Origin of the sequence: Bartonella sp. TS82HLJMH (assembly GCF_042193495.1) — a bacterium.
GTDB classification, from domain to species: Bacteria; Pseudomonadota; Alphaproteobacteria; order Rhizobiales; family Rhizobiaceae; genus Bartonella; species Bartonella grahamii.
In genome coordinates this window covers 99537-111667 of sequence record NZ_JBHILU010000002.1, presented here as the reverse complement: position 1 = coordinate 111667, position 12131 = coordinate 99537, and the positions used below count along the sequence as shown (strand labels likewise).

Below are 12131 nucleotides of genomic sequence, written 5' to 3'. Positions count from 1 at the left end.
TTGGGTGATATAGATTATTTCATCATCAAAAGATGTATATTGAGAGTCATATGCTTTTTCGTAGTCGAGAACCAATAGATTTTGTAACGCGTATTCGACTTTGGTTATGGCCACGTCGTTCATTTTCTCGCTCATTTTGCTACATACATAAACGTATTTTGCGTATATCAGCAACACCGCATGAAGTAGCATTAGGGGTTGCTGTTGGCATTTTTTTAGCTTGTTCTCCTTTCTTTGGGTTGCATATTATTTTGGCAATATTTTTATCTTGGCTTTTGCGTGCAAACTTTGCTGCCGCAATCATTGGGACGGTTTTTTCTAATCCACTCACATTTTTATTGATTGTCATGGCTGATTATAAAGTAGGGTATTTTTGTTTATCACTTTTTAGCGATGTCAAAGAGATTTCTCTTTCGCAAATTCGTGCTCTATTTAATGGTTTGACATTGTCAAATCTCTCTCTCCTCTTTAAAGGTGCATGGGACACAATTATGAGTCCTATGATTTTAGGTGGAACTCTTTTAGGTATTGTTTTTGGTGGTTTATCTTATATAGGTGTTTACAGAGCAACGGTTCGTTTTAAACAAAAGCGATATCAAAAGATTATAAAAAAAAAGCGTTTTAAGAAGCGTTCATCGTAAGAAAGATCGGGTAATATCGTATGATTGTTGGTCTTGGAAATGATCTGGTTGATATACGACGTATTGAGAAAATGTTGGTTCGCTATGGTGAGCGTTTTACCCAACGTATTTTTACGGATATTGAAAGGAATAGATCTGAAAATCTCAAAAAAAGCTCCTCTTCCTATGCAAAAAGATTTGCTGCTAAAGAAGCATGTTCTAAAGCCTTAGGAACGGGAATCGCTTGTGGTATTAATTGGAAAGACATGGGGGTAGTTAATTTGCCATCTGGTAAACCAATAATGCAATTAACAAATCGTGCGCAAGTGCAACTTCAAAAGTTATTACCTCCTCATCATGATGCAGTTATCCATCTTAGCATAACAGATGATTTTCCTTGGGCACAGGCATTTATTATTATCGAAGCACTTCCACGTGGATAGATGGTGTGAGAGATTGTGCTTTTGTTATTTGAATATTATGATGAAAAAAAATTATATCTGTGATGAGAAGGCAGTTGGTGATGATCCAAAAAGATAAAGTGCATAAAAAAGAAAAAAAAGGTGGGCTTCGTGAATTTATTTCTGTTTTAATACAGGCTCTGCTTTTAGCAGCGTTTATTCGGACACTTTTTTTCCAGCCTTTTAGTATTCCTTCCGGTTCAATGCGTCCTACTTTGTTGGTGGGAGATTATCTGTTTGTTTCTAAGTATGCATATGGGTATTCTCGTTTTTCCATCCCCTTTTCTCCTCCTCTTTTTTCTGGACGGATTTGGGCATCTCAACCTCAACGTGGAGATGTGGTCGTTTTTCGCTTACCAAGTAATCCGAAGATTGATTATATAAAACGCGTTGTTGGGTTACCAGGTGATCGTATACAAGTCCGTCAAAGTGTTCTTTATATTAATGATGAGGCTGTTTCACGTCACTTTATGGGGGAGATTGATAATTCTGATATAACAGAGGTTAACTATCCTGTTGAGGTTTATCGCGAGACAATGCCTAACGGTGTCAGTTATGATACACTTGATTTAGCTTTCATCCCGAAAGTTGATGATACAAAAGTCTTTGAAGTTCCTCAAGGACATTACTTTATGATGGGAGATAACCGCGACAATTCAGATGATAGTCGTTTAGATGTAGGCTATGTTCCAGAAGAAAATCTTATTGGTCGCGCGAGCGTGATTTTCTTTTCTATCAGTAACGGTTCAAGTGCTTGGCAGATTTGGCGCTGGCCATTTGATGTGCGTTGGAAGCGTTTGTTTTCTTTCATAAATACGGTTCATGATTTGCCGCTTATCAAGCAAGGAAACAACGATGAAACGTCTAATGATTGATCAACTTTTCAAGTTGACGGGGCATCGTTTTAAAGATGAAGAGAGGTTAAAGAAGGCATTAACACACTCGAGTGTACAAGATTCGGAACAGGGGAATTATGAACGACTAGAGTTTCTAGGGGATCGGGTTTTAGGGCTTTTGATTGCAGAAATGCTGTATCAACTTTTTCCTCAGGCAAGTGAAGGTGAATTATCAGTCCGTTTGAATCATCTGGTCAATGCGCAGACGTGTGCTGATATTGCGCGTGAAATGAGGCTGCCTGATATGATCCGTGTTGGTTTTGAGATGAAAAATTTCGAGGGGCGTCGACTCATCAATATGCATGCAGATGTCGTGGAAGCTTTAATTGCCGTGATATATCTCGATGGAGGATTGGAAAGTGTTCGCCCTTTTATTCAAAAATATTGGCATAGTCGGGCAAAGAAAATGGATGCTGGTCGACGTGATGCCAAGACCGAATTACAGGAATGGGCGCATATCCAAGGCAATGCACAACCACATTATCAGGTTATAAAACGTTCAGGTCCAGATCACGATCCTGTTTTTATGGTAGAGGTAAGTATTTCTGGGTTTGCTTCAGAGATTGGGCAGGGAAGTTCCAAAAGATATGCCGAAAGAATGGCAGCTGAAAAAATTTTGCGACGAGAGGGTGTATGGAAAATAGTGGGAAAAAATGATCATGAGTGACGTTATGAAAACGCGTTCTGGGTTTGTTGTGCTTATTGGGATGCCTAATGCCGGTAAATCGACATTGGTTAATCAATTGGTTGGAACAAAGATTTCAATTGTAACGCATAAGGTACAAACAACACGAACTTTAATCCGCGGTATTGTCATTCATGATGATGTGCAAATTGTATTGGTCGATACACCGGGTGTTTTTCGTCCCCATAAGCGCTTAGAACGTGCCATGGTCTCTGCTGCTTGGGGAGGGGCTAAGACCGCTGATGTTCTGCTCGTTTTAATTGACGCTCAAATTGGTCTTTCGGATGAAGTTGATATGATGTTAGATATTGTAAACAACATGAAACAAGAAAAAGTTCTTGTTCTTAATAAGGTTGATACAGTTGTTAAATCATCTCTTCTAGCGTTAACCACTAAAATAAATGAACGTGTAAAGTTTGCGCAAACATTTATGATTTCTGCTCTAAACGGTTCTGGTTGCAAGGATTTACTTCATGCGTTGAGTAATATGATGCAGGAGGGGCCATGGTATTATCCGGAAGATCAAATTTCCGATATGCCCATGCGTCATCTTGCTGCTGAAATTACGCGTGAAAAACTTTTTCTTCGTCTTCATGATGAACTTCCTTATTCCTCAACAGTTGAAACAGAAAACTGGGAAGAGCGTTCAGATGGTTCCGTTAAAATTAATCAGGTTATTTATGTCGAGCGTGAGAGTCAGAAAAAAATTGTCTTAGGAGCAAAAGGCGATACAATTAAAGCGATTGGTCAAGCAGCACGTAAAGAACTCATGGAAATTATGGATCAAAAGGTTCATCTTTTTCTCTTTGTGAAAGTGCGCGATAATTGGGATACCGATCCAGAACGTTATCGCGAAATGGGATTGGATTTTTTAAAATAAGATTTTTAAAAATAATTAAAGTAAAATGAAGTGGAAAGAACAAGCCGTTATTCTTGGTACACGCCAATATGGTGAAACAAGTGTTATTCTTGAGGTTATGACACGTGAACATGGTCGTTATATGGGAGTGGTAAAAGGGGGGCGATCGCGTCGTATGGCTGCTCTTCTTCAACCTGGAAATTTTGTGGAGGCTGAATGGTGGGCTCGTTTAGAAGAACATTTGGGACTTTTTCGGCTTGAAGCTCTTGATTTACATGCGGCACGATTAATCTGTCTACCAGAAGCACTTTATGCTTTGCAATTGATAGCTTTTCATTTGCGGCTTCTTCCCGAACGTGATCCGCACCCCGTTTTATATGATATTTTACACCTTTTTATGCAGAATTTTGATGAACCATTTGTAAATGCAGAATTGCTTGTACGTTTTGAAATGCGGCTTCTTGAAGAACTTGGTTTTGGGCTTGATTTATCTTGTTGTGCTGCAACAGGTCGTCAGGAAAGGCTTCATTACGTATCACCAAAATCTGGACGGGCTGTCTGTGAAGAAGCAGGGGAACTTTGGAAAAAAAAGCTTCTCATTCTACCACAGTTTCTTGTGCAAAGAACGATTCGTCCTACTGATTCTAGTGACATAATAAATGGTTTTATACTGACGGGTTTTTTTCTTATGCGTCATGTCTGGGAGCCACGAGATATAAAGCAGCCGTCAGTGCGCATGAATTTGATACAATTGTTTGAGCGCCAATTTGGTATACAAGCATTAATTTGTTGATCTGATGATAATTGAATGGGAAAATGAAAGTTTTAAAGACAATTGCTGAAGTCCGCCAATATACTTCAGAGGAACGACGTTTAGGTTTTTTGATTGGTTTTGTTCCAACAATGGGGGCATTGCATGATGGTCATCTTGCATTAGTACAGTATGCAAGAGCAATGTGTGATCGCGTAGTGGTTTCTATTTTTGTCAATCCAAAGCAATTTGGACCTCATGAAGATTTTTCTCAATATCCAAGAGATTTGAAGGGCGATTGTGCTTTGTTAAAAGAAGCAGGTGTTGAATGTGTTTTTGCCCCTTCTGTAGATGAAATGTGGCCACTAGGAAATGATACAATTGTGCAAGTGAAAAAATTATCACGTATTTTGATGGGAAAATTACGTCCAGGGCACTTTTGTGGTGTAACAAGCGTTGTTGCTAAACTTTTTAACATTGTCCAACCAGATAAGGCTTTTTTTGGGGAAAAGGATTTTCAACAAATTTTAATTATTCGGCGTATGGTTGAAGATTTGGCTTTTCCTATTGAAATTGTTGGAGTTCCTATTCTACGGGAGTCAGATGGTGTAGCTTGTTCTTCACGCAATCAGTTTTTAACATTAGAAGATCGTAAAGCTGCCAAAATTATTCCTGAAAGTGGGAAAGCAGCTGAAAAGCTTTACCATGAAGGTGAACGGTCGGTTGATAAATTATGCAAAACTGTTCGTGATATTTTACAACAAGAAACGCGTGCAATCATTGAAGCAATAGATTTACGGGATATGGAAACTTTATGCGTGATTAAAGGAACATTGAATAAACCAGCAGTTTTACTTCTTACTGTTCGCTTTGGAGAGGTAAGGCTGATTGATCAATATATATTGCAAGAGAAGGGCGGAAAATGAGTGTACATAAAACCGTAAAGCGTATAACATCTTCCGAAATACGTGCAAGAAAGGGACAACAGCCAATTGTTTCCTTAACAGCTTATCAGGCTTATACTGCGCGGATTGCTGATCCATATTGCGATATCCTTTTGGTTGGTGATAGCGTTGGTATGGTTGTGTATGGGTTTGAGACAACGCTTCCTGTTAATTTAGATATGATGATTTTACACGGACAAGCCGTGGTGCGTGGATCTCAAAAAGCTCTTGTGGTTATTGATATGCCTTTTGGCTCTTATGAGGAAAGTCCAGAGCAAGCTTTTTTTAATGCATCGCGTATTCTTGCTCAAACGGGGTGTGGTGCAGTTAAGCTTGAAGGTGGTGTTTATATAGCGGAAACAATTGATTTTTTGTGTAAACGTGGCATTCCAGTGATGGGGCACATCGGTCTTACACCCCAGGCGGTGAATCGTTTTGGTGGTTTCAAAACACAAGGACGAAAACAGAGTGATTGGCAAAGAATTGAAGCCGATGGGGCTGCAATTGAGGAGGCCGGTGCTTTTGCTATTGTTTTAGAAGGGATTGTCGAACCTTTAGCAGTAAAACTGACAGAAAAGCTTTCTATCCCTACGATCGGTATTGGTGCATCCAATCAGTGCGATGGACAAGTATTGGTTATGGAAGATATGTTGGGCTATGGTGCTCATGTGCCAAAATTTGTACGCCGTTATGGAGACCTTGAACAAGCCATGGACACTGCAATAAAGAATTATGCAGAGGATGTCACATCTCGTGCTTTCCCAGCGGATAATGAAGTTTATAAACTAAAATAAACTTCAGTTTAAGATGAAAAGTTTTACAAGGGAACATTTGTTATTTTGATAATGAAAGTGTATTATTTCATATATTTTGTATGCAATTTGAGCTGTGATTTTTTTAAGAAAGCTTTCTTAAGGAACTCAACTCCTATTTCGCGACGGCTTTTGTGAATGGTATAACGGTAAAGCTCCTATGAAGTGTACAATTTACAGAGCACTAGCATCTTTACGCTTCATAAGAGACATTTCAAATTCTTTCTTTAAAAGTTTTTACCCATATGCCGGTCCCACTTATGACGTGCAAGAGAATGATTTTGATTGATTCAATATAAACAGATTTGAAATGAGTGAATCTCACGATATTAGGGCTCTCATTCAACATGAAAAAACAATGAATTATTATTATAAATCAGTGTGATGAGTCTTTAATGATAAGGAAGAAACAATGCGAAGAGTCTATAATCTTTGGGCATCCAAGTCATTGAAGCGAGTTAAAAATGCGTTTTCAATTTGTTGGGTAGAATAGGGGTATAAATTAAGATCATCGGGTAAAATATTATTGGGAGAGCCAAAATAGCGAAGGGCTTCTTCTGTACTAAATCCAGCAAGCGTAATCGCTTCATAATATGCAGCGATACGGTCGGCTTGTTTGATTTTTTTTAAAAGTTTTTGAGAAAGATCAACGGGAAGAGAAAAGCGCATGTGGATAGCATCTTGGATGCCCTTTTCAATGCGTTCATATTGTTTTCCTATGACAGCTTTAAAGGGGGAAATCATATCGCCGATGACATATTCTGGAGCATCATGAAGAAGAGCATAAAGACATTCGTTGCGTCCCGATTGTGGAAAAAGTTTTTGAAATATTTGTTCAACCAAAAGTGAATGTTGTGCAACAGAATAGGCATGCTCCCCTCGTGTTTGACCGTTCCAACGTGCCACGCGAGAAAGTCCATGGGCAATATCTTCAATTTCAACATCAAAAGGAGAAGGGTTGAGAAGATCAAGTCTGCGTCCAGAAAGCATTCTTTGCCAAGCGCGTGCTTCTCCATTTTTTAATAATTCAGCTTTAGCCATGCGTATTTTCTATAGTATTTTCAGGAAAGGTAAAATTCATATTTTCAGCAATGTTTATAGTGACAGGAATGTTTTTTACAGTAAAGGGGATGTTATGGTCCATAGAATCTTTGACGTGGTCAATACGCATTAAAGCGAGAGCCTCATTTTCTACACACGTTCCCAAGTAGCCAAGCACTTTTGTTCCTGCTTCAATGCTAGATTGAGGGGTTAATTCACACTGGCCTTTTACAATAAAAATACGGCGACGTGCTGCACGGCGGTGGTGCATTCGTGAAACAATTTCTTGTCCAATATAACATCCTTTATTGAATGAGAGTCCATTGATTTGATCGTAATTAATATCATGAGGAAAGACTTTACCAACTTCATAGTCTTGACCACTTTCCGCAATTGCATAACGGATACGCAATTGATTCCATGTATCATGATATTCTGAAGTCAAAAAAGGTTTTTTGCCATAGATTCGTATTATTTTTTCTTGTTGTGGGAAGCGTTTATCAACAAAACTTGAATCAAAATTTAAAGCATCTGATTCTTTATTCAAAGAAACCGTAACAAGCTCTTGTAATGGTTGTGTAATTTCTACTTTTTTATGCAGCTTATAGAGCAACAGACGTTGGTGAAGCGTATCAGCTAAAGGCATCCTGATATCAATCAGGTAACCATTTTCTTTTTTTCCGATAAGAAAATCAGCAAGAACCTTTCCTTGTGGGGATAAAAGGGCTCCAGGGAAAAGTTCCTGTGGACTGATTTTTTTTACATCTGTCGTGATCAAGGATTGTAGAAAATCTGTTGCTTCTTCGCCTGTAATTTGAATAAGTCCGCGGTTTTTTAAGCAAATGGCATTTTGTTTTTCAATCATGGTTCTTGCCTTTCTGCTCAAAGTTACATAATCGATAAGTGAGCAATATGTAAGGAGCGTGGCTATGTTTAAAACATTTGATACAATTTTTAAAGGTGCAACACTTGTGAATCATGATGGAAGAAGCAAGCGTGATATTGGTATTACAAATGGTCGTATTGCTGAAATAGGCAACCTTACATGTGCATCGGCTAGTGAGGTCATTGATTGTACGGGGCTTCATATTTTACCAGGAATTATTGATAGCCAAGTGCATTTTCGTGAGCCAGGAAATGAATATAAGGAGGATTTGGAAAGTGGCTCGTATTCTGCTGTGTTAGGGGGTGTTACGGCAGTTTTTGAAATGCCTAATACCAATCCGTTGACAACATCAGAAGAAACATTAAACGATAAGGTTAAACGCGGATTTCATCGAATGCATTGTGATTTTGCATTTTGGGTTGGAGGAACGCGTGAAAATGCCCATGAACTCTCTGAGTTAGAAAGACTTCCTGGTGCGGCTGGAATTAAAGTCTTTATGGGGTCCTCTACCGGTGATCTTTTGGTTGATGATGATGAAAGTGTACGCCTTATTTTGAAGAATACACGCCGTCGTGCAGCTTTTCATTCTGAAGATGAGGCGAGGCTCAAAGAGCGTAAAATATTGCGTATTGAAGGGGATGCATCGTCACATCCGATTTGGCGTGATGAAGTTGCGGCATTAAAATGTACGCAGCGTTTGGTAAAAATTGCCCATGAGACGAAAGCACGGATTCATGTGTTACATCTTTCGACAGAAGAAGAAATTGATTTTCTAAAAAAACATAAGGATGTTGCAACAATTGAAGTGACACAACATCATTTGACTCTCACGGCTGATGATTATAAGAAGTTTGGTACATTAATTCAGATGAATCCGCCTATTCGTGAGTCGCGCCACCGTGAAGCTCTTTGGTACGGTGTTCAACAAGGAATTATTGATGTCTTAGGCTCAGATCATGCGCCTCATACTCTTGAAGAAAAACTTCAACCTTATCCCTCTTCACCTTCAGGAATGACAGGGGTGCAAACAACAGCAGCAATTATGTTGACACATGTGAATGAAGGAAAAATATCTCTTGAACGTTTTGTTGATCTCACTTCACATGGCCCTAGTCGTATTTTTGGTATAAGCTGTAAAGGGCGCATTGCTGTTGGGTACGATGCTGATTTAACCATTGTTGATCTTAAGAGAGAAGAAATTATTACGAATGGCTTAATTGGTTCGCGTGCCGGTTGGACACCTTATGATGGTCAAAAAGTTAAAGGTTGGCCTGTTGGGACTATTATCCGTGGTATGCGCGTTATGTGGGAAGGTGAAATTGTCACACCTTCACAAGGAGAGCCTGTTAAATTTATGGAAACTTTGGTGTAAACAGATTAAAAAGTATGCCGTAAAATATCATCTTTTAGAGTGATGATATAGGGTATGTCAGCCTCTTTGGCACATAAGTATTTTTTATGCGGGGTGAATATTCTTAGGCTTATTTGTAGAAACTATGAAGCAAATTACATGAGTGGGAAGCCAAGAAGAATCTTATTCACAAGAACCTAGATTATTTACAGAGCAAATTTAGTTAACAATCTTCATCCTTTGAGGTGTGGGGAGGAAGCCAAAGAACGATTTTGTATGGGAAAAAGGCGCTTATACGAATAAAAGCGTATCGAGACATTATTCTTTAAAAGTTTCTCTATTTTCAGAGCTGGTTTATTGCTCCCCGCATTTGTGAGAGGAATATCATTGATATCGCTAAAATGGAGAAAGATACTTTTTGTATAGATTAATTATTTATAATGCATGAGGAGGTTTTCAGATAAAATTCTTCCTTCCTTTATGTATCTTTGATTGGCTTCAATGGCTGTTTGTGTACAATGGTGATAATTTTCTGAGAAAGCACGATACGCTTCATTAAACGCTTCATAAAAATAAGCACGTCTTTGTGGAATGGGGTGTTCTGCTTCAATTAGTGCATTCATATAATCATACCATTGGTTTGTTGGAGGCTCGCAAAGATTTTGCAGAGAATGCAATGATCCCAAAATTTCTGCTAGTCGGAGTAATTTTTTTTCATAAGGTGGAGATTGTTGCGCAAAGGTTGGCATTGAAATGACAAGAAATATTAAAATAATGATGTTCATCAATCTATTATGCATTATTTTTATTGCTTTCTTTGAATAAAACTCTGTACAGATAAAATAATTTTGTCATGAGAACTGTGTAAAAAAATAGAGTTAATTGCTACATTATTCTCAATTATTGATTATAAAATATAGGGCGTAAGAGGCAGTAAGGAACCCATCGTGGAATATTGAAAATACTGACGAAGCTTTGTGTGGTTAAAAATTTAAGATTTGCTTCCTGAAAGCTATCTATTTTTCACATAGGTTTATTTTATATTGTGTTGCCTATAGAATTTTTTCTAAGCTCGTTTTCTTTAAGAAGAGAAAGCATCTCTAATGATAGAATGCTTTTGTTCAATCAAATAAAATAGATTGTTTTTATGATAAATGATGGATACAGCCGTGAATACAATGGGAAAATGGTAAGAAGAATTTACTATAAGAAAAAAGTTTTTAGCCTAAACCGCGTAATACGATAATTTGAGATAAGATGCATCTAAAAGGAGCGGTGCATAGTATCGTCTATGGAGTCAATAATGAGAGAGTTGCGATTTTATAATACGCTGACACGTAAAAAAGAAAATTTTACACCAATAGATCCGACAAGAGTACGTCTTTATGTTTGTGGTCCGACAGTTTATGATTATGCGCATATAGGAAATGCACGCCCTGTCATTGTTTTTGATATTTTATTTCGTTTATTGCGTCATGTTTATGGCAATGAGCATGTTCTATATGCGCGTAATATTACAGATGTTGATGATAAAATTAATGCACGAGCAGCTTTTGAATATCCAAACTTGTCATTGAATGACGCCATTCGTCAATTAACAGAACGTACATATTTCCAGTTTCAACAAGATACAATAGCACTTGGTTGTCTATTACCAACCAGTCAGCCGCGCGCAACCGAGCATTTAGAGGAAATGCGCTCTTTAATTGAAAGATTGCTTGAAAAGGGGCACGCTTATAAAGCGGAAAATCATATATTATTTTCTGTAAGTAGCATAAAAAATCCTCCCCACTATGGGGCATTTGCAAATCGTTCTTTAGATGAAATGAGGGCGGGGGCGCGTATTGATGTTGCTGCTTATAAAAGGGAAGAGATGGATTTTGTTTTATGGAAACCTTCTGTGGAAGGGGAGCCAGGTTGGGAATCGCCGGCCGGAATTCCTGTTTTAGGTCGTCCAGGTTGGCATATTGAATGTTCTGCGATGTCAATGGCAAAGTTATTAGCGCCCTATGGCGGTGGTTTAACTTGTGATGATCCAACCGCGAATGTTTTTGATATCCATGGTGGTGGACTTGATTTAATTTTTCCTCATCATGAAAACGAGATTGCACAAAGTTGTTCAGCTTTTGGGACGGAGCGAATGGCAAATTTTTGGATGCATAATGGTTTTTTACAAGTTGAAGGCAAAAAGATGTCGAAAAGCTTTGGCGATTTCATCACTATTCGTTCTGTTTTAGAAAATAATTTTTTGGAGTTTAATGGTATTTTAATCGATGAAATGAAGAAAAATTGGGCTGGTTTGTCTGCGCGTTTTTCGATGTTGCAAACGCATTATCGTGAACCATTAAATTGGACAGCGCAGCGTTTAATACAATCGAGTGGCGAACTGTATCGTTGGTATGAATTGCTTCGCAGCAAAAAAAGTGAGATGGAAAACAATGAAGCAATTAATGATACTTTGATAGATGCACTCAGTGATGATCTTAATACTCCAAAAGCACTGACTCTTTTGCGAAAGTTCTATAAAGAAGGGAATGCGCTGGCTCTTGCTAATGGGATGAATTTATTAGGACTGTTACGACAAGAATGGATTAAAGAAATAGACTGCCCATTATTTATAAAAAAAACTTTTCTTGATTCAAAATTTATTGATCAACGTATTGCTGAAAGACTACGACTTATCCATAATAAAGAGTGGGAAGCAGCGGATACAATTCGTGATGAGCTTGCAGCCGAGGGGGTTCTTTTAAAAGACAGTAAGGATCCGCAGAGTGGTGAGCGCATAACTGTGTGGGAAATAAAACGATTTTAATTTTCCTATTCCA

At 38.3% G+C, this 12131-nt stretch carries 13 protein-coding genes; 10 read left to right on the top strand and 3 right to left on the bottom strand.

Annotated features, from left to right (window positions below; translation table 11 throughout):
- The first annotated feature begins 50 nt into the window (after positions 1-50).
- The 8 genes from ACFIKO_RS01435 to panB all read left to right on the top strand — a co-directional run bounded on the left by ACFIKO_RS01435 (position 51) and on the right by panB (position 6010).
- Positions 51-641, top strand: a complete 591-nt coding sequence (locus ACFIKO_RS01435; protein WP_375673104.1) for a DUF2062 domain-containing protein — start codon at positions 51-53, stop codon at positions 639-641.
- Positions 642-661: 20 nt separating this feature from the next.
- A complete protein-coding gene (gene acpS, locus ACFIKO_RS01430) occupies positions 662-1063 on the top strand; it encodes a holo-ACP synthase (protein ID WP_375673103.1) in 402 nt (133 codons plus the stop codon).
- A gap of 80 nt (positions 1064-1143) precedes the next feature.
- The gene (gene lepB, locus ACFIKO_RS01425) at positions 1144-1956 is read left to right on the top strand and encodes a signal peptidase I (RefSeq protein ID WP_375619397.1); all 813 of its coding nucleotides are present in this window, start codon (positions 1144-1146) and stop codon (positions 1954-1956) included.
- Entirely contained in the window at positions 1937-2644 is a 708-nt protein-coding gene (gene rnc, locus ACFIKO_RS01420) for a ribonuclease III (RefSeq protein WP_375673102.1), read from the top strand. The genes lepB and rnc overlap by 20 nt, the downstream gene beginning before the upstream one ends.
- Positions 2637-3542 carry a GTPase Era gene (gene era, locus ACFIKO_RS01415; protein WP_375673101.1) on the top strand — a complete coding sequence of 302 codons (906 nt, stop codon included), beginning with the start codon at positions 2637-2639 and terminating at the stop codon, positions 3540-3542. The genes rnc and era overlap by 8 nt, the downstream gene beginning before the upstream one ends.
- Before the next feature lie 25 nt (positions 3543-3567).
- Entirely contained in the window at positions 3568-4314 is a 747-nt protein-coding gene (gene recO / locus ACFIKO_RS01410) for a DNA repair protein RecO (RefSeq protein ID WP_375673100.1), read from the top strand.
- Positions 4315-4337: 23 nt separating this feature from the next.
- Positions 4338-5198 carry a pantoate--beta-alanine ligase gene (gene panC, locus ACFIKO_RS01405; protein WP_375673099.1) on the top strand — a complete coding sequence of 287 codons (861 nt, stop codon included), beginning with the start codon at positions 4338-4340 and terminating at the stop codon, positions 5196-5198.
- On the top strand, positions 5195-6010 hold the full coding sequence (gene panB, locus ACFIKO_RS01400; protein ID WP_375619401.1) for a 3-methyl-2-oxobutanoate hydroxymethyltransferase: 816 nt from the start codon (positions 5195-5197) through the stop codon (positions 6008-6010). The genes panC and panB overlap by 4 nt, the downstream gene beginning before the upstream one ends.
- Before the next feature lie 441 nt (positions 6011-6451).
- Here panB and ACFIKO_RS01395 read toward each other — a convergent pair whose 3' ends face one another.
- Together ACFIKO_RS01395 and ACFIKO_RS01390 are read right to left on the bottom strand one after the other, a co-directional pair.
- Positions 6452-7069, bottom strand: coding sequence for a YfbR-like 5'-deoxynucleotidase (locus tag ACFIKO_RS01395; RefSeq protein WP_375619402.1), 618 nt, complete (start codon positions 7067-7069; stop codon positions 6452-6454).
- Complete coding sequence (locus ACFIKO_RS01390) at positions 7062-7934, bottom strand: YgfZ/GcvT domain-containing protein (protein ID WP_375673098.1); 873 nt, start codon at positions 7932-7934, stop codon at positions 7062-7064. Before ACFIKO_RS01390 ends, ACFIKO_RS01395 begins: the two co-directional genes overlap by 8 nt.
- Before the next feature lie 64 nt (positions 7935-7998).
- Between ACFIKO_RS01390 and ACFIKO_RS01385 the strand changes: the two genes are divergently transcribed.
- Positions 7999-9327, top strand: coding sequence for a dihydroorotase (locus ACFIKO_RS01385; RefSeq protein ID WP_273788499.1), 1329 nt, complete (start codon positions 7999-8001; stop codon positions 9325-9327).
- 410 nt (positions 9328-9737) lie between these two features.
- On the opposite strand, the gene ACFIKO_RS01380 is transcribed toward ACFIKO_RS01385, so the two are convergent.
- Positions 9738-10106, bottom strand: a complete 369-nt coding sequence (locus tag ACFIKO_RS01380) for a TIGR02301 family protein (RefSeq protein WP_375619404.1) — start codon at positions 10104-10106, stop codon at positions 9738-9740.
- A 503-nt stretch (positions 10107-10609) separates the two neighbouring features.
- Here ACFIKO_RS01380 and cysS point away from each other — a divergent pair.
- Positions 10610-12118: a cysteine--tRNA ligase gene (gene cysS, locus ACFIKO_RS01375; protein WP_375619405.1), complete on the top strand. Its 1509-nt coding sequence runs from the start codon at positions 10610-10612 to the stop codon at positions 12116-12118.
- Positions 12119-12131 lie beyond the last annotated feature (13 nt).